The 17426-nt window shown below is 68.3% G+C and carries 19 protein-coding genes; 4 read left to right on the top strand and 15 right to left on the bottom strand.

Annotated features, from left to right (window positions below):
- Nucleotides 1–17: 17 nt before the first annotated feature.
- The 3 genes from FHT32_RS02475 to modB form a co-directional block, all read right to left on the bottom strand.
- Nucleotides 18–806: an ABC transporter ATP-binding protein gene (locus FHT32_RS02475; RefSeq protein WP_176663054.1), complete on the bottom strand. Its 789-nt coding sequence runs from the start codon at nucleotides 804–806 to the stop codon at nucleotides 18–20.
- Entirely contained in the window at nucleotides 803–1552 is a 750-nt protein-coding gene (gene modA / locus FHT32_RS02480) for a molybdate ABC transporter substrate-binding protein (RefSeq protein WP_176663055.1), read from the bottom strand. The genes FHT32_RS02475 and modA overlap by 4 nt, the downstream gene beginning before the upstream one ends.
- A 155-nt stretch (nucleotides 1553–1707) precedes the next feature.
- A complete protein-coding gene (gene modB, locus FHT32_RS02485; protein ID WP_176663056.1) occupies nucleotides 1708–2391 on the bottom strand; it encodes a molybdate ABC transporter permease subunit in 684 nt (227 codons plus the stop codon).
- A 105-nt stretch (nucleotides 2392–2496) separates the two neighbouring features.
- On the opposite strand from modB, the gene FHT32_RS02490 reads away from it, so the two are divergent.
- Nucleotides 2497–2769, top strand: coding sequence for a hypothetical protein (locus FHT32_RS02490; RefSeq protein WP_176663057.1), 273 nt, complete (start codon nucleotides 2497–2499; stop codon nucleotides 2767–2769).
- Between the two features lie 37 nt (nucleotides 2770–2806).
- Here FHT32_RS02490 and FHT32_RS02495 read toward each other — a convergent pair whose 3' ends face one another.
- From FHT32_RS02495 to apbC, 4 genes are all read right to left on the bottom strand, one after another.
- A complete protein-coding gene (locus FHT32_RS02495) occupies nucleotides 2807–3154 on the bottom strand; it encodes a winged helix-turn-helix domain-containing protein (RefSeq protein WP_176663058.1) in 348 nt (115 codons plus the stop codon).
- Between the two features lie 103 nt (nucleotides 3155–3257).
- Nucleotides 3258–4955 carry an OFA family MFS transporter gene (locus tag FHT32_RS02500; RefSeq protein ID WP_176663059.1) on the bottom strand — a complete coding sequence of 566 codons (1698 nt, stop codon included), beginning with the start codon at nucleotides 4953–4955 and terminating at the stop codon, nucleotides 3258–3260.
- 147 nt (nucleotides 4956–5102) lie between these two features.
- Nucleotides 5103–6047, bottom strand: coding sequence for a LysR family transcriptional regulator (locus FHT32_RS02505; protein WP_176663060.1), 945 nt, complete (start codon nucleotides 6045–6047; stop codon nucleotides 5103–5105).
- Nucleotides 6048–6066: 19 nt separating this feature from the next.
- Nucleotides 6067–7158 (bottom strand): iron-sulfur cluster carrier protein ApbC, encoded by a 1092-nt coding sequence (gene apbC / locus FHT32_RS02510; protein WP_176663061.1) that lies wholly within the window; start codon nucleotides 7156–7158, stop codon nucleotides 6067–6069.
- A gap of 86 nt (nucleotides 7159–7244) precedes the next feature.
- Here apbC and FHT32_RS02515 point away from each other — a divergent pair, with 86 nt between their 5' ends.
- Complete coding sequence (locus FHT32_RS02515; protein ID WP_176663062.1) at nucleotides 7245–8441, top strand: patatin-like phospholipase family protein; 1197 nt, start codon at nucleotides 7245–7247, stop codon at nucleotides 8439–8441.
- 55 nt (nucleotides 8442–8496) lie between these two features.
- Here FHT32_RS02515 and FHT32_RS02520 read toward each other — a convergent pair whose 3' ends face one another.
- The 7 genes from FHT32_RS02520 to FHT32_RS02550 all read right to left on the bottom strand — a co-directional run bounded on the left by FHT32_RS02520 (nucleotide 8497) and on the right by FHT32_RS02550 (nucleotide 13064).
- Complete coding sequence (locus FHT32_RS02520) at nucleotides 8497–8997, bottom strand: hypothetical protein (RefSeq protein ID WP_176663063.1); 501 nt, start codon at nucleotides 8995–8997, stop codon at nucleotides 8497–8499.
- Between the two features lie 115 nt (nucleotides 8998–9112).
- The gene (locus FHT32_RS02525) at nucleotides 9113–9472 is read right to left on the bottom strand and encodes a hypothetical protein (protein WP_176663064.1); all 360 of its coding nucleotides are present in this window, start codon (nucleotides 9470–9472) and stop codon (nucleotides 9113–9115) included.
- Entirely contained in the window at nucleotides 9469–9714 is a 246-nt protein-coding gene (locus tag FHT32_RS02530; protein ID WP_176663065.1) for a hypothetical protein, read from the bottom strand. Before FHT32_RS02530 ends, FHT32_RS02525 begins: the two co-directional genes overlap by 4 nt.
- 16 nt (nucleotides 9715–9730) lie before the next feature.
- Nucleotides 9731–10423: a YceH family protein gene (locus FHT32_RS02535; protein WP_176663066.1), complete on the bottom strand. Its 693-nt coding sequence runs from the start codon at nucleotides 10421–10423 to the stop codon at nucleotides 9731–9733.
- A 23-nt stretch (nucleotides 10424–10446) separates the two neighbouring features.
- Nucleotides 10447–11157: a phosphodiester glycosidase family protein gene (locus FHT32_RS02540; protein ID WP_176663067.1), complete on the bottom strand. Its 711-nt coding sequence runs from the start codon at nucleotides 11155–11157 to the stop codon at nucleotides 10447–10449.
- Between the two features lie 25 nt (nucleotides 11158–11182).
- The gene (locus tag FHT32_RS02545; RefSeq protein ID WP_176663068.1) at nucleotides 11183–12214 is read right to left on the bottom strand and encodes an isocitrate/isopropylmalate dehydrogenase family protein; all 1032 of its coding nucleotides are present in this window, start codon (nucleotides 12212–12214) and stop codon (nucleotides 11183–11185) included.
- A 178-nt stretch (nucleotides 12215–12392) separates the two neighbouring features.
- Nucleotides 12393–13064, bottom strand: coding sequence for a hypothetical protein (locus FHT32_RS02550; protein ID WP_176663069.1), 672 nt, complete (start codon nucleotides 13062–13064; stop codon nucleotides 12393–12395).
- A 292-nt stretch (nucleotides 13065–13356) separates the two neighbouring features.
- Between FHT32_RS02550 and metG the strand changes: the two genes are divergently transcribed.
- A complete protein-coding gene (metG, locus tag FHT32_RS02555; RefSeq protein WP_176663070.1) occupies nucleotides 13357–15453 on the top strand; it encodes a methionine--tRNA ligase in 2097 nt (698 codons plus the stop codon).
- Nucleotides 15454–15476: 23 nt separating this feature from the next.
- The gene (locus FHT32_RS02560; RefSeq protein WP_176663071.1) at nucleotides 15477–15683 is read left to right on the top strand and encodes a hypothetical protein; all 207 of its coding nucleotides are present in this window, start codon (nucleotides 15477–15479) and stop codon (nucleotides 15681–15683) included.
- Nucleotides 15684–15697: 14 nt separating this feature from the next.
- Here the strand turns inward: FHT32_RS02560 and FHT32_RS02565 are convergent, their stop codons facing one another.
- The gene (locus FHT32_RS02565; protein ID WP_176663072.1) at nucleotides 15698–17413 is read right to left on the bottom strand and encodes an enoyl-CoA hydratase-related protein; all 1716 of its coding nucleotides are present in this window, start codon (nucleotides 17411–17413) and stop codon (nucleotides 15698–15700) included.
- Nucleotides 17414–17426 lie beyond the last annotated feature (13 nt).

The following is a 17426-nucleotide window of genomic DNA, read 5'->3' on the forward strand; positions in this document are numbered from 1 at the left end:
TTATGCGATGCAAAGCATCAGCTGCGCACATCCCTCATCAGCAGCCCCCTAAGCTTTCGCCGCAGCGGCGTGTCTTCCACGACGCGAGCGCCGGCCGCCTCGTGCAGCGCGAACTCGCGGCTCTCGGCGTTGTGCAGGTCGATCTCGCGCACCACCCGGCCTTCGCTGTAGACGAAGGCCACGTCGGCCAGGGCGAGAACGTCTTCGATGTCGTGCGTGATCATCAGCACCGGAATGCCCCACTGCCTGCGCACCTGGGCGAGTTCCTCGCGCAGTTCGGCGCGCAGCATGGGGTTGAGGGCGGCGAAGGGCTCGTCGAGCAGCAGCACCTGCGGTTCGCAGGCCAGGGCGCGGGCGAGCGCCACGCGCTGCCGCTGGCCGCCGGAGAGAGTCTGCGGGCGGCTGTCGGCGAGCGCGGCTAGGCCGAAGCTTTCGAGCAGTGCGTGGACGCGCTCGGCGTCCTTCGCGGCGGGCTTGCGGCGGTGCCATGCGGTCAGGCCGAAGGCGACGTTCTCGCGCACGCTCAAGTGCGGGAAAAGCGCGTAGTCCTGGAAGAGATAGCCGATGCGCCGCGCCGGCGCGGGCACGTCGATGCCCTGGGCCGAGTCGTACAGCGTGCGGCCGTCGAGCCGCACGTGCCCCGAGCTGGGATGCAGCAGGCCGGCAATGGCCTGCAGCGTGAGCGACTTGCCCGCGCCCGACGGGCCGTAGAGCGCGGCGAAGGGCACGTCCGTCGCGAAACGCACCGCGAGATCGAAGCGCCGCCGGCCGTCGGCCACCGTGAGCTTCAGATCGACATCGATCATGGCTTGCCGAATCCGTAGCGCGCGAGCACTTCCTGCGCGGCGGGCGTCGAGAGGAAGGCGATGAAGTCGCCGGCCAGCGCCTTCTGCCTGCTCTCGGCGACCACCGCGATCGGGTAGGTCACGGGCGTGTGGCCGGTGGGAGTGAAGGCGATCTTCACCTTGTCGCCGGCGATGGCCGCGTCGGTGCGGTAGACGAAGCCGGCCTCTGCCTCGCCGCGGCTCACGTAGTCGAGCACCTGGCGCACGCTGTCGGCCTGCACGAACTTGGGCTCCAGCGCGGTCCAGAGGTTGACGTTATCCAGGACCTGCTTGGTATAGCGGCCGACCGGCACGGTCGCGACCTTGCCGACGGCGATCTTCCTGACGCCGGCGCCGCTCAGGTCCTGCAGCGACTTCAGGCCCACGCCTTCCCTGGCGGGCTCGATGAGCACCAGGCTGTTGGTGACGAAGTCCTTGCGCGTGGCGGTGTCGACGAGCTTCTGCTCGGCGCCGCGGTTCATCGTTTCCTGGTCGGCGCTGGCGAACACGTCCACTGGCGCGCCCTGCCCGATCTGCTGCAGCAGCACGCCCGAGGCCGCGAAGTTAAAGCGCACCGAGGCGCCCGCCTTGGCGGCCTCGAACTTCGGTCCGATCTCCTTGAACGCGTCGGTCAGGCTCGCGGCGGCGGACACGGTGATCTGCTGGGCCGAGGCAGCCAGCGGCAAGCCCAGAGCAACGACGAGGGACAAAAGACGCAACCGACGCATGATGATCTCCAGGAAGTAATAGGGAGCTGAGGACTAAAAAGAGTCCCCTTCCTCTTCGGGGAACACCGCGGAACCGGCTTTGCCGGGCCGCTGGTGTTGCCCCCTGCAAGGGGGTTGGCGAAGCGACACGAAGTGCGCGAAGCCTGGGGGTGTGCTCATCTCAGCGAAAAGAAGCGGTTCGACAGCACCAGCACGGTGATCGACAGCAGCGAGGTCACGATGACCAGCAGCAGCGCGAGGTCGTCGTGCCCCGCCTGCACCGCGTCGTAGATGGCCATCGACAGCGTCTGGGTCTGCTTCGGAATGGAGCCGGCCACCATCAGCGAGGCGCCGAACTCGCCCATGGCGCGCGCGAAGGCCAGCAGCGTGCCCGCCAGGATGCCTGGCCACGCCAGCGGCAGCGTGACGCGCAGGAACACCGAAAACGGCGACTGCCGCAGCGTGCTGGCCGCGGCTTCGAGCGAGCGGTCCACGCCCGAGAACGCCGCGCTGGCCGACTTGAGCACCAGCGGCAGCGCCACCACGGCCGAGGCGACCACGGCGCCGTGCCAGCTGAAGATGATGGTGTAGTCGAGGTGCTCGCGCAGCCACGCGCCCAGCGGGCTGCGGCGGCCGGCCGCCACGAGGATGGCGTAGCCGATCACCGTGGGCGGCAGCACCAGCGGCAGCATGAAGACAGCTTCGAGCACGTTGCTGCCGAAGAATTTCTTGCGCGCGAACATCCAGCCCAGCGCCACGCCGACGATCAGCGCCAGCACGGTCGCCACGGCCGCGACCTTGAGCGACAGCACCAGCGGGAACCAGTCGGTCGAAGCGATTAGCGAATTCGTCGTGTTCATGAGAATACGGCGAGATTGTTACACGTCCCGCCCCATGGTCCTTCAGGAGTGCGCAAATCGGTCATCCTCCATATACTGACGGATATAGCGTAGGAGACACCTGCCATGCGCGCATCCGCCCACGACGCCGTCGTCCGTTCGATCTCGGGTCGGCCGGAGCTTCGCCATCGCGTGACACAGGTACGGGAATGGCGCATCGAACGCACCACGGATGCCGCCGGCTTCGTGCTGTCCATCACCGGCGCGGACGGCGCGAGCCAGTCCTTCTTCGTGGGCGCCACCGACGCGGGCGACATCGGGGAGGTGCTGCGCCGCGAGGCGGCGTGGGCCGTGCCGCCGGCCGGAAGAGGCATTCCGGGAACGATCAAGGAGCAATGAACCGCGCGTGCCGGCAGCTCGATGGTCGCTTGCAGACCTATTGCGCCAGGAGCCGCGTCAGGGCCCGGATGTCCGCCGCGGCAGCAAGGCGCGCGGCGTTCTCGATGGCCCGGTAGTGCTTGACGATCTCCTCGCCGACCGGTGTGAGCGCCGTGCCGCCGCCGCGCGAGCCGCCTGCCGCCGTGTTCACGGCCGGAGAGGCCAGCGCCTGGTTCATCTCGTCGATCAGCATCCAGGCCCGGCGGTACGACATGCCCAGCAGCCGGGCGGCCGCCGAGATCGAGCCGGTCTCGGCCACGGCTTCGAGCACCGCGATCTTGCCGGGGCCGATGGCGATGGCGTCGTCCCGGTAGATGCGCAGGCGGAACTGGACTTTGGATTTCATGTGGGCGCCAAGCGTAAACCAATGCTGGGCGCCATTGTCCGCCTGCAGCGGCCAGCAGCCGGGGCGCGCCGCTGGCGCCGCCGACTGCCGTTGCGGACCGCCTTCAGTTGAAGAACTTGGCGGCGCTCACCAGCGTCTTGTAGACGCCCCAGGCCAGCGGAATGCCCACCGCCAGCCAGGCCAGCGCGACGACCGCCGGGCTCACCGTGTCGGCGCGGCCCGAGCCGCTGCCCACTTCGGCGGCCGAGGCCTTCTCGTGCGCCAGCTTCTTCTCGACGGCCAGCTCTTCATCGCTCATGAAGTGCTTGTCGGCCACCGGGCGCACCAGCAGGTTGGCGATGAAGCCGATCACCAGCATGCCCACGAGGATGTACATGGTCTGGTTGTAGACCTGCTCGCGCGGCAGGCCCAGGCCCAGCTGGTACTCGCGCATGTAGTTCACCACCACCGGGCCGAGGATGCCGGCCGTGGCCCATGCCGTCAGCAGGCGGCCATGGATGGCGCCCACGAACTGCGTGCCGAACAGGTCCGCCAGGTAGGCCGGCACGGTGGCGAAGCCGCCGCCGTACATCGACACGATCACGCAGCACGCGCCCACGAAGAGCAGCTTGCTGCCAGCGCCAGCCGACGAGGGAATGCTCGCGTACAGGATGCCGCCGAGCACGAAGAACACCGTGTAGGTGAGCTTGCGGCCCAGCTTGTCCGACATGCTCGCCCACACGAAGCGCCCGCCGATGTTGAAGAGCGACAGCAGCGCCGTGAAGCCGCCCGCCACCACGGCGATGGCCGCGAGCTGCGTCTTGTCGAGTTCGCCGTATTTGGCCGGCAGATCGATCAGCGCGCCGCCGAACACTTCCTGCAGCATGGGCGAAGCCATGCCGATCACGCCGATGCCCGCGCTCACGTTCATGCAAAGCACCAGCCACACGAGCCAGAACTGCGGAATGCCCCAGACCTTCTTCACGTGCACGTGGCGCTGCGTGATCATGGCGTTGCTGGTCTGCGCCGGCGGCGGCGTCCAGCCTTCGGGCTTCCAGCCCGAGGGCGGCACGCGGTAGCCCAGCGCGCCGGCCATCATGAAGACGAAGTAGCCCAGCGCCATGACGACGAATGTCTGCATCACGCCCACGTCGGTGGCGGTGGAGAAGCGCTTCATCAGGTCGACCGCCAGCGGCGAGCCGATCATCGCGCCGCCGCCGAAGCCCATGATGGCCATGCCGGTGGCCATGCCGCGGCGGTCGGGGAACCACTTGATCAGCGTGCTCACCGGCGAGATGTAGCCCAGGCCCAGGCCGATGCCGCCGATCACGCCGGAGCCGAGGATCATCAGCCAGAACTGGTGCAGGTGGATGCCCAGTGCCGACAGCAGCATGCCGCCGCACCAGCACAGCGCCGACACCACGCCGGCCTTGCGCGGACCCGCGCGTTCGAGCCAGCCGCCCCACAGGGCCGCCGAGCAGCCGAGGAAGACGAAGAACAGCGTGTACATCCACCCGAGGGTGGCCACGCGCCAGTCGCAGTTGGTGGCGAAGAGCTCGGCGAAGAAGCTCATGTCCTTGGCGCAGGCCTGCGCGCCGGTGCCCGCGGTGCCCAGCGCCTTCGACAGCGGCAGCCAGAACACCGAGAAGCCATAGGCCATGCCGATGCACAGGTGGATGGCCAATGCGGCCGGTGGAACGAGCCAGCGGTTGAAGCCGGGGCCCGCGATGATGCGTTCTTTTTCCAGGAAGCCGGGTTGCGTCTGCGCCCCTCCTCCAGCTACGCGTTCTCCATCGAGAACGCCTGCAGATGAACCTGCCATATTTCTCCTTGTTCGCCGGATGTGTAAGTTTTTGCTAATCCGGGGCGCGGAGTGTCTGCGAATGGTTTAAGCGCCGTCAAATTCGATCAGGGCATGGCCTGATTCAATAACTAAATGACGAAGACTTTGGTGGCAGTGCCGCGACAGTCATTCGCCGAGCGAGCCGTCGTGCTCCCGCAGATGCGCCAGCCACTCGGGCGCCTGCATGAATGAGAGCGCGGCTTCAAGCGCGCGCGAGGCGCGCACGCCCTCCTGCGTCATGAAGCCGATGGGCGTGCGCACGTCCGGCCCCACCAGCGGCAGCGCCTCCAGCTCGCGATGGGTGCGCACGGCATCCACCATGCCGCCGGGCAGCACGCTGCAGATCTTGCCCGCGCTCACCGCGAGCGCGAGCGCCAGCACCGAATTGGTCTCGATCGCCGGATTCACCGCTGCGCCCGCCTCGCGCAGCGCCTGGTCGACGATGGCGCGGTTGTGCATGTCGGAGGTCAGCAGGCACAGCGGCAGCCTGCCCGCTTCGGCCCACGACATCGGCTGGCCGATGCGCAGTTGGTCGAACGAAGGCTTCCCGGCGCGGCGCAGCAGGAAGTAGTGCTCCACGCTCTGCGGCCAGGCCGCGAGCTTGATGCCCGGCAGATGCATGCGCTCGGTGTAGCCCAGCGCGAGGTCGATGGAGAGGTTCTCCAGCCCCGTCTCCAGGTCCTGCGAGCTCATCGACAGCACCGCCGGCACGATGCCCGGATGCCGCTCCTGCAGCATGGCCGCGAAGCGCGAGAGCATCGGGATCGCGGTGGGCACGGCGGCCATGCGCAGGCTGCCGTGCGGGTTGTCCGCGTCGCTGCGCAGCTCCTGCAACAGCACCTCGTTGTCGCGCAGCATGCGCTGCGCCGTGGCCAGCACGCGCTCGCCCTCGTGCGTGAGGCCCACGTACACGCGGGCCCGCTTGACGATGACGACGCCGAACTCGGTCTCCAGCGCGCGCAGCGCATTCGACAGCGCCGGCTGCGTGATATGGCAGGCCTGGGCCGCGCGGCCGAAGTGCTTGTGCTCGTTCAGCGCCACCAGGTAGCGCATCGAGGCGAGCAGGTTCATCGAAAAAGGCCGTTCTTCTTCAGGTGTTTTTGCTGATCGAGATCGTCGGGAACTTCGCGGAGAAGTCCTTCGCCTTCTCGGCGATGCCCACGGCCACGCGGCGGGCGACCGCCTTGTAGATGCCGGCGGCCTCGCTGTCCGGGGAGGACACCACGGTGGGCGCCCCGCTGTCGGCCTGCAGGCGGATGTTGATGTCCAGCGGCAGCGCGCCCAGGTAGTCCATCTGGTACTCGGCCGCCATCTTCTTGCCGCCGTCGGCGCCGAAGATGTGCTCGGCATGGCCGCAGTTCGAGCACACGTGCACCGCCATGTTCTCGACGATGCCCAGGATCGGCACGCCGACCTTCTCGAACATCTTGATGCCCTTCTTCGCGTCGAGCAGCGCGATGTCCTGCGGCGTGGTGACGATCACCGCGCCCGTCATCGGCACGCGCTGGCTCAGCGTGAGCTGGATGTCGCCGGTGCCCGGGGGCATGTCGACGATGAGGTAGTCGAGGTCCTTCCAGTTGGTCTGGCGCAGAAGCTGCTCGAGCGCCTGCGTGGCCATGGGGCCGCGCCAGATCATGGCCTGGTCCTGGTCGACCAGGAAGCCGATCGACATGACCTGCACGCCGTGGCGCTCCATGGGCTCCATGGTCTTGCCGTCGGCGCTGTCGGGTCGGCCTTCGATGCCCATCATCATGGGCTGGCTGGGGCCGTAGATGTCGGCGTCGAGCAGGCCGACGGTGGCTCCTTCGGAGGCCAGCGCCAGCGCCAGGTTGGCGGCGGTGGTGCTCTTGCCCACGCCGCCCTTGCCCGAGGCCACCGCGATGATGTTCCTGACGTTGGGCATCAGCTGCACGCCGCGCTGCACCGCGTGGCTGATGACCTTGGTGACGATGTTCACCGACACGTTCTCCACGCCCGGCACCGCCTTGGCGGCCGCCACCAGTTCCTTGCGGATGGCCGCGTGCTGGCTCCTGGCCGGGTAGCCGAGTTCGAGGTCGAACGAGACGTCGCCCTCCGAGACCTGGAGGTTCTTGAGCGAGCGGGTCGCCGCGAAAGGCTTGCCGGTGTTAGGGTCCTGGACGGCCTTGAGCGCCTCCATGAGCCCTTCTGGGGTGAGTGCCATTGATCAAACTCCTGAATGGCCGGTAGTCTAAGGCGCTCGCCAGGCCGGCACCCCGAGCCCTTCCAATAGCCCGACAACGAACAAAAATGCCCGAGACAAGCCCCGTCACAGGCCTCCTGCTCACCGGGGGCGGCGCCCGGGCCGCCTACCAGGTCGGCGTGCTCGAAGCCATCGCCGAGATCCGCCGGGCGGCCGGCACGGCAATCACCGGCACGGCCAACCCCTTCCAGGTCATCACCGGCACCTCGGCCGGCGCCATCAATGCAGCGGCCCTGGCCTGCGGCTGCGACGACTTCAACTACGTGGTCGGCCACATCGCCGATGTCTGGGGGCGGTTTCGCGCCGAGCAGGTGTACCGCGCCGATTCGCTCTCGGTGATCGGCAGCGGCACGCGCTGGCGCATGCTGCTGGGCTTCGGACGCTTCGCGGCCAACTGGATGCGCATCAAGCCGAAGTCGCTGCTCGACAACACGCCGCTGTCGGAGTTGCTGCAGCGCATGGTGCCGCTCGACCGCCTGCCGAAGCTCATGCAGGAAGGCCACCTGCAGGCCCTGGCCGTGACTGCGTCGAGCTACAGCTCGGGCGAGCACGTCACCTTCTTCGAGGCGGCCGTGCCGATGGAGCCTTGGGTGCGCTCGCAGCGCCTGTCGGTGCGCGACAGCATCACGCATGCGCACCTGCTGGCTTCGTCGGCCATCCCCTTCGTGTTCCCGGCCACGGCGTTGCCGATGCAGGGCCACACCGAGTACTTCGGCGACGGCTCGATGCGGCAGTCGGCGCCCATCGCGGCGGCCATCCACCTGGGCGCGCAGCGCATCGTGGTGATCGGCGCGGGCCGCATGCACGAGCCGCGCGACGCCACCGCGCCCAACACCCACAGCGGCTATCCGACTATGGCGCAGATCGCGGGCCATGCGCTGTCGAGCATCTTCCTCGACGCGCTGGCGGTGGACATCGAACGCCTGCGCCGCATCAACCACACGCTCGGGCTCATTCCACAGGAGGCTCGCGCGGCGAGCATGCTGCGCCCGCTCGATCTGCTGGTGATCTCGCCGTCGGAGCGCCTCGACGTGATCGCGGCGCGGCACGTCGACGCCCTGCCTGGTGCGGTGCGGCACCTGCTGGGCGGCTCGAAGGTCGCGGCCGACGTGAAGGGCGGCGCGCTCGCGAGCTACCTGCTGTTCGAATCGGGCTACACGAGCGAGCTGATGGCGCTGGGCCGCGCCGACACAATGAAGCAGCGCGACGAGGTGCTGCGCTTCTTCGGCTGGAACGCCGCGTAGGGGGGATCCGACGCCCGGCGCTCGCGCCCGCCGGTCACGATGGACCCGATGACGCTCAGCCTGGACGTGCCGATGTCCGGGAGTCGAGCTCTGCCTCAGCGGGCGGCATCGGCATCATCGAGCGCAGCAGCAGCGCCACCGCGCAGACGATCGGCGCCAGCGCGAGCAGGCGCCCGGGCTCGAAGGCCAACCCCGCCGCCACGCCGACCGCGCAGCCGATCTTGACCCAGGGTACGACAGCCTCCCAGCCGCGCCGATGCATGAAGGCAAAGCCGACGAGCGCGATCCAGCCACAGAGGCCGCCCAGAACGGAAAAGACCCAGCTCAGCAGGTAGTAGACGGTGTCCAGGTCCCGGAGCGCGATCGCCGTGCCCAGGCTCTGCCAGGTGTGGCGCCAGCCGTCGAAGAGGAAGAAGCCGGTGGCCGAAGCGGCCCACCAGAAGAAGGCATACAGGCTCGCGATGCCTGCAAGCGCGGCGAGCCATGCGAGCGCGCGGCGCGTGATGTCGTCGAAGGGCATGTGGTCGCGCCACGCGACGGTGTGTCCGTTGTCCATTCGGGGCTCCAGTGGTTTTCGCAATGGAGGCCGAAGTTAGGCACCGGATGTGCGGGCTGCGTGAAGCCCGTGTGAAATGCGGTGAACGAAAGAAGCCCGCGCCCGGGCGCTGCCGCTATTGGAAAAGCGCGATGAAGGCGTAGATGCCGGCGACCAGCCAGCCCGCCTTCGCAGCATTGCCCGCGCTTTCCCTGGAGATCGGATACATCTTCGCGCGCCGCCAGGCCCACACGTTGAAGGCCACCGCGAGCACCAGCCCGCTCACGAACAGAAGCCCCGAATGCAGCGCCAGCCCGCCGACCAACGCGACCATGAAGATCACGATGCCGGCCACCCAGATGCCGCTGCTGGTGCTCGCCAGCACATGCGAAAGACCGCCGCAAGCCGGGCATTCGGCCGGGTTGGCACGGCTGGACCAGCGCATGGCGAGACTGCCGATGCCGGGGGCCTTGCAGTGCGGGCAGATGTGCTTCATGCGTGGAGCAGCGCGACAGTCAGGCCGAAAACGATGACGACCATGGCCACGAGTATCTCGAAGCGGGCGATGCAGGACATTACCGCTATGGGCACGTAGCTGGCAAACAACCGAAGACGATCCGCCATGCGGTTGCCGCGCGGAAGCATTGCGGCGATGAACAGAGGCACCACTGTGAGCACGAAGCCCAATGCGAGCAGCGCCGCGACCGCCTTGAAAAAGAAGATGAGCGGGGGCTTCATCGTTGCCGTCCGGCGCTCACCCCGCCTCCGAAATCCCCAGCTCCGAGCACACCCGCCCCAGCAGCGCCTTCAGCGACGCCACCTCGGCTTCGAGCCGCGCCACGTTGGCCTTGAGCGCCGCGACTTCGCCGAGCGACACGTCGTTCGCCGCATATGCCGCATCGGCCGAGCCCCCTGCGGGGCCCGCCGCCTCTTCGGCCGGCGCGCCGCTCAGCAGATGCGCCCAGCGGCTCTCGCGCGCGCCGGGCAGGCGGGGCAGCTTCACCACCAGCGCGCCCGCCGGCCGTTCGGCGAGCTCGTTGAGAAAGCCTTCGACCGAGGAGATGTCCGCGAAGTTGTGCATGCGGTCGCAGGCGATGCGCAGTTCGCCCGCGGTCTGCGGGCCGCGCAGCATCAGCACGGTGAGCAGGATCACCGACTGCGACGGAATGCGCAGCACGCGGTCGATGTTGTGCTCGTAGCGGAAGGCCCGCCCGCCGCTGGTCTCGGCCACGAGGCTGTAGCCCCGCAGGCTGTCGACGGCGGCCTGCACCTGCGATTCGGTGAGTTCGAGCACGGGGCTGCGGCTGGTCTTCTGGTTGCAGCCCGACACCAGCGAGTTGAGCGTGAGCGGATAGCTGTCGGGCACGGTGCGCTGCTTTTCGGCGAGCACGCCGAGCACGCGGGTTTCAACAAGGGACAGGACGGGCAGCGAGGTGGTGGAAGACATGGCTCGGAAATCGATGATGGAACTCAGGGCGAGACAACGCCGAGGATAGGCCCCAGCTCCCGCACGAAATCGCTTCGGTGCAGCGCCGGCGAATGCAGCGCCGAGACCGTGCCGTCGAGGTACAGCGCGTCACGGCAATGGAGCACGTCTCGGAAGTAGAGCGCGAACTCGTGGAAATTCACCGGCACCTCGCTGATGACGAAGACGGCGGTGTGGCCTGTCACGCCGACGCCGTTGCGGATCTTGCGCGAGTCGGAATGGGGAATGAACGCGGGATGCACGACGCCGCGGCGCAGCAGCAGCGGGCCCGACTGGGTCGCCAGCCGCACGCCCTTCGCCAGCGCCGGATACTCCGACGACTCGACCACGCGCGGCCCGGCGTCCGACACGAGGAACACGCCATTGGGCTTGAGGAAGAAGTTGCCCGCGCCGTCGGCCAGGTTCAGGGGCGACTCCTCGCGGCCGTCGCGCACCAGCAGGCCGACCGGCGAGAAGTCCTCGTGGTACATGCCGGCGTTCATCGCCAAGCCCAGCTGGCGGCCGCGCTCCCTCAGCCAGGCATCGAGCCGGTCGAAGCGCTTGAACGGCACGCCCGCGTCGTCGCGCAGGAACAGCTCGAGCCGTTCCTTGCGCAGGTCGATCTTCACCACGGTGAAGCGCGGGTCGGCCGCGGCAGGGCCGGCCAGGCCCGCGAACAGCAGGGCTCCCAGGAGCAGCGCAAGCCTTCTTCTCATGCAGCGCCCGCAAGCCCCGGCGGCTTCAGCCGCCGTTGATGCGGCTGACCAGCGCCTTCGTGAACGCCTCGGTGCCCGCCGTGCCACCCAGGTCGCCGGTGCGCACCTTGTCGATGTTCAGCGTCTGGTCGATGGCAGTGCGCAGGCGCGTGGCCAGTTCGGGCAGCTTCACGTGGTCGAGCATCAGCGCGGCGGCCAGCAGCAAGGCGGTCGGGTTGGCGATGCCCTTGCCGGCGATGTCGGGCGCGGAGCCGTGCACCGCCTCGAAGATCGCCGCGTCGGTGCCGATGTTGGCGCCGGGCGCCATGCCCAGGCCGCCGACCAGGCCGGCCACGAGGTCGGACAGGATGTCGCCGAACAGGTTGGTCGTGACCAGCATGTCGAATTGCCAGGGGTTGAGCACCAGCTTCATCGCGCAGGCGTCGATGATGACCGTGTCGAGCTCGAACTTGCCCTTGTACTTCTTCTCGTAGAGCTCCAGGCCGGTCTCCAGGAAGATGCCGGTGAGCGCCTTCATGATGTTGGCCTTGTGCACCAGCGTGACCTTCTTGCGGCCGGTGGCGACGGCGGTCTCGAAGGCGTATTCGAGCAGCCGGCGGCTGCCCTGACGGGTGTTGATGCCGGTGGCCATCGCCACGGCGTGCGGATCGCCGTCGATGGGCACGTAGTGCTCGTGGCCGATGTACAGGCCCTCGAGGTTCTCGCGCACCACCACGAGGTCGATCTTGTCGAAGCGCCCGCCGGGAATGATGGTGCGCGCGGGGCGCAGGTTGGCGTACAGCTGGAATTCCTCCCGCAGCCGCACGTTCGACGAGCGGTAGCCGCCGCCCGAGGGCGTTTCCAGCGGCCCCTTCAGGGCCAGCCGGGTCTTGCGGATGCTGTCGAGCGTGGCCTGCGGCAGCGGGTCGCCCGAAGCCTTGACGCCGCCCAGGCCGGCGATCTGCGTGTCCCAGGCGAAAGGCGCCTTCAGCGCGTCGAGCGCGGCCAGCGTGGCGTCGACGATTTCGGGGCCGATGCCGTCGCCGGGGATCAGGGTTGCGGGGATGGGAGTGGTCATGGTTGGGCGCTCAGGTCGATTGCGGAAATTCTTGCGGAAACCGGTCGCCCGGCGTGGTGCACATCGCTTGCCATCGGATGCGGCACGCCCGCGGGGCGATCTCCGGCGGGAATCATCCCACGGCAGGGCTCCGCGGCGTAACCAAAGCCTTATTCCCCATCGGCGTCCCGCCAGCGGCTCAACGCTCTTCCAGGCCGTCGAGTTCGTAGCTGAAGAGCGGCTCGCCCTTGGAGGTCTTCACCTGCATCTTGATGACGCCGTACTCCGGCGCGTACCAGGAGTCGACAGAATTGTCCGTTCCGCGCGAGCTCAGGTGGCAGACGTTCTCGAAGGTGCGGGGGTTGTAGTTCGGCTTCAGTTCAAGGTTCTCGAAGCCGACGAAGACATGCTCGGACTGGTACCTCTTGCCGAAGTCGAAAGCCTCGCTGCCGTCCTTCGTGGTCCTGGTGCCCTTGCCCGTCAGCTTGAAGGTGCCGCCCGGCTTGGCATCGGCCGGAACCTCGGGGAACGGCGCCGCGAAGACTTCCTTGATGACCACCTTGCTGGCGTCGCCGCCCAGGCCCGCGATGCCGTACTGCTCGGAACCCAGCCGCTGGCGGCCGGTCTCGTCGAAGTACTTCACGCTCTTGACGCCCTCGTCGATGCTCACCACGCCGATCGCTGCCTTGCCCGCAAACTGGCCCTTGACGATCCGGACCTTCGAGCGGTCGCTCAGCGTGTAGGCCACGCCGGGCTTGAGCTTGAAGCAATCGGCGAAAGACGATGCGGCGGCGATGGCGCTGCCGGTGGCCGCGGCTGCGACGGCCGTGCCCAGGATCGCCTTGAAAACGAATGACTTGTTGCTGTGCATGGGTTCCTCCCTGTTTTTGGAGCGCGGATGATGCCATGTACGCTCGACCGGTTTGTCAACTGAATGTGAGGCATCCGGCACCTTCTGGTCGAACAGCGAACCGCGGCTGACCGCACAGGCCGTGCCATAGCAACTCACCGGCCGCGATCACCGCGTGGGAGCCGATACGCCCCACTCGTTGCGGTGCGGCATGGGGTCGATGCCGCCACCGAACCCGCCCGGAAGCCGCGCGACCTAAAATGCCCGGTTCCCCCGTCAGCCACTCCCGACACTCCCGAAAGCGCCCTCCCCGATGTCCGCCCCGCGCAAGCTCTTCGTCACCACCGCCCTGCCGTATGCCAACGGCAAGTTCCATATCGGCCACATGATGGAATACATCCAGGCCGACATCTGGGTGCGGAACCAGCGAATGAACGGTGCCGACGTCAACTTCGTGTGCGCCGACGACGCCCACGGCGCGGCCATCACCATCGCGGCCGACAAGGCCGGCGTGACGCCGCAGGCCTTCGTGGCGGAGATCGCGGCCGGCCGCAAGCCGTACCTCGACGGCTACTACATCTCCTTCGACAACTGGCACTCGACCGACGCGCCCGAGAACCACCAGCTGGCGCAGGACATCTACCGCGACCTGCGCGCCAACGGCCTCATCAGCACCAGGAGCGTCGAGCAGTTCTACGACCCTGAAAAGGGCATGTTCCTGGCCGACCGCTTCATCAAGGGCGAGTGCCCCAACTGCCATTCGAAGGACCAGTACGGCGACAACTGCGAGGTGTGCGGCGCCGTGTACGCGCCCACCGAGCTGATCAACCCCTACTCGGCCCTCTCGGGCGCCAAGCCCGAGCTGCGCAGCTCCGAGCACTTCTTCTTCAAGCTGTCGGACCCGCGCTGCGAGGCCTACCTGAAGGAATGGACCGCCGCCGCCGGCCACGTGCAGCCCGAGGTGCAGAACAAGATCCGCGAGTGGCTCTACAAGGACGACGAGGGCAAGGGCGGCCTCGGCGACTGGGACATCAGCCGCGACGCGCCCTATTTCGGCATCGAGATTCCCGATGCGCCCGGCAAGTACTTCTACGTGTGGCTCGACGCCCCCGTGGGCTACCTGGCCTCGCTGAAGAACCTGCTGGACAAGCGCTGCATCGAACTCGGCGGCGACGGCATCTCGTACACCGAGTACATGGCCGACCCCGACCTGGAGCAGGTGCACTTCATCGGCAAGGACATCATCACCTTCCATACGCTCTTCTGGCCGGCGATGCTGCACTTCAGCGGCCGCAAGGCGCCCGACGCGGTGTACGTGCACGGCCACCTCACGGTGAGCGGCGAGAAGATGAGCAAGAGCCGCGGCACCGGCATCGACCCGCTCAAGTACCTGTCGATCGGCCTGGACCCCGAATGGCTGCGCTACTACATCGCCGCCAAGCTCAACGGCCGCAACGAAGACATCGACTTCAACCCCGAGGACTTCGTCGCGCGCGTCAACAGCGATCTCGTGGGCAAGTACATCAACATCGCCAGCCGCGCGGCGGGCTTCATCGGCAAGCGCTTCGGCGGCAAGCTGGGCGAGGTCTCGGCCGACGGCGACGCGCTGCTGTTCACGCTGCGCGACGCGGCCTCGCAGCTGCATTCGCTGTACGACGGCCGCGACTACGCCCGCGCGCTGCGCGAGGTGATGGCGCTGGCCGACAAGGTCAACGAGTACGTCGACCAGAACAAGCCCTGGGAGCTGGCCAAGAAGGAAGGCGCCGAGGCGCGCCTGCACGACGTGTGCACTGTGTGCATCGAGGCCTTCCGCCTGCTCACGCTGTACCTGAAGCCGGTGCTGCCGGCGCTGGCCGTGAACGTCGAAGCCTTCCTGAAGATCCAGCCGCTGGCCTGGGCCGACGCCGCGCAGCCGCTGCCCGTGGGCCACGCCATCGGCGAGTACAAGCACCTGATGCAGCGCGCCGATCCCAAGCTGGTCGACAAGCTGTTCGATGCGCCGGAACCAGCCGCTGTAGCTCCGGCTGCGGTGGAGGCCGCGGAGCTGCCGGGCGGCGAGGCCATCGCGCCCACCATCACCATCGACGACTTCACGAAGATCGACCTGCGCATTGCGAAGATCGTGGCCTGCGAGAAGGTCGAAGGCTCGACCAAGCTTCTTCGCCTGACGCTCGATGCGGGCGAGGGCAAGACCCGCAACGTGTTCAGCGGCATCGCCTCGGCCTACCAGCCCGAGCAGCTGGTGGGCAAGCTCACGGTGCTGGTCGCCAACCTCGCGCCGCGCAAGATGAAGTTCGGCGTGAGCGAAGGCATGGTGCTGGCCGCCAGCCACGGCGACGAGAAGGCACACCCGGGCATCCACGTGCTCGAACCCTGGCCGGGCGCAACGCCGGGCATGCGGGTTCGCTGATCGACTTAGAAGAAGGAATCGCCATGATCACCCTGCTGCGCCGCGCCCTCGTGCTCGCCTCGCTTTCAACACTGCTGGGCGGCTGCGCGGTGGTGACGGTGGCCGGCACGGCGGTAAGCGTTGGCGCCAGCGCGGTCGGGCTCGCGGCGGACGCGGCCATCGGCACCGCGCGCATCACGGGCAAGGCCGTGGGCGCGGCGGCCGACGCGGTGATTCCAGACAGCCAGTAAGGCTCTGGCGAAATTCAGCCCGCCATACCCAGGCGGGCTATGTGCGGCGGCGTGTGCAACGCCTTCTCCTTTCGCACGAACGCCGACCTGAGCCCCGCATGCGGCTCGCGCGCGTCGAAGAAGTTGCGGCGCATGTGGACGAGCTCCTCGTCGCGGTAGCGCTGCAGCGGCTTGATCGACTCGTCCTGCTCGCGCATCGCCTTCTTCCGCGCGATGCGATCGGCCAGCTCCGGCGATGCGGCCAGCTCCGCCGCCAGCCGGACCACTTCAGCCCCCAGTTCCTCCGGCGCGGCCTGCAGCACGCGCTGCGCCATGCCGAGCTCGACGGCGCGCCTGGCGCTCACCGGCAGCGCCGACTGCGTGAGCCGCAGCGCCTCGCTCTCGCCCACGCGGCGCGGGAGGATGTAGGTCCAGTATTCCGAGCCGTGCAGGCCCATCAGCCTGTAGTGCGGGTTGAGCAGGGCGCCGTCGCGGCACCAGACCTCGTCGGCCGCCAGCGCGAGCATCACGCCGCCGGCCGCTGCGTTGCCGCCCAGCGCCGACACGGTGAGCCGATCGGTGGTGGTGAGCACCGCCTCGACGAGGTCGTTCATCGCGTGGATGTTGGCCCACGACTCCTGGGCCGGATCTTCGGCCGCCTCGATCACGTTGAGATGGATGCCGTTGGAGAAGAAGTCGCGCACGCCGCCCAGCACCAGCACCGAGGTCGCGCGCGTGCAGGCGAAGCGATAGGCCTCGAGCAGCCGCCTGCACTGGGCGGTGCTCATCGCGCCGCCGGGAAAGGAAAAATTCAGCACGCCGACCGCGCCCTGCTCGCTGTAGCGGATGTCCGACCAGGTGCGGCGCTCGGCCGGCAGCTCGAGCGGCGCCGGCACCTCGGGCACGCCGGAAGGCAGCAGGTCGCCGAGCGCTTCGGCAGCGGGCAGCTTGTAGCTGGGCAGCCGCGAGCCGGGCTCGCGCCAGGGCCGCAGCTGCGCAATCCACACCGCGCCGTCGACGGTGGCGCGGCAGATGGCGCCGGCGCGGGTGGCGATCAGCTCGCCGGGATGGTCGCCACGCAGCTCGTCCTCGGGATGGCCGCCGTGCAGGTACCACTGCACGCCCAGCAGCTCGTCGAGCACGCCGGGCTGCGAATCGGCCGCGCGCAGTTGGCGCAGGATCGTCTCGGTGGAATCTGAAGCCCAGTCGATGCGCCGCTCGGCCTGCTTCATGAAGGGCCGCCAGCCGGCCGCCAGCGCCGCGGGCTCCTGCTTCTGCGGCTTGTGCCTGCCCGAGGCGAATCGCTCCACCGCGAGCAGCACCGCGTCGACCGCCGCGTCGGCCACCTCGCCGCGATAGAGGTCGCTCTTGCCGGCCACGGGCGGCACCTTCAGCGGCGACCACGCCCAGACATCGCCCGCGTCCATCTCGGCCACGGCTTCGAGCACGGTGACGCCCCAGCTTTCGGCGCCGCCTTGCAGCGTCCAGTCGAGCGACGATGGGCCCCGGTCGCCCGGCGGGCCTGGATGCACGATCAGGCAGGTGTGGGCACGCCAGATGTCCTCGGGGATCGCGCTGGTGAGCATCGGCGCCACGATGAGCTGGGGCGCCTGCACCCGCACGGCTTCACGCATTTCGTCGTCATTGCCGAGGGCCAGCACCACGCCGACGGTGTGGCCGCGATCCTGCAGCTCCGCCAGGACCCGTTGCGTCAGGCTGTTGAACGCGCTCGCGACAAGCAGGATGTGCATCGGACGGCCCCGG

This window comes from Variovorax sp. SG517, assembly GCF_013376045.1.
Taxonomy (GTDB): domain Bacteria; phylum Pseudomonadota; class Gammaproteobacteria; order Burkholderiales; family Burkholderiaceae_C; genus Variovorax.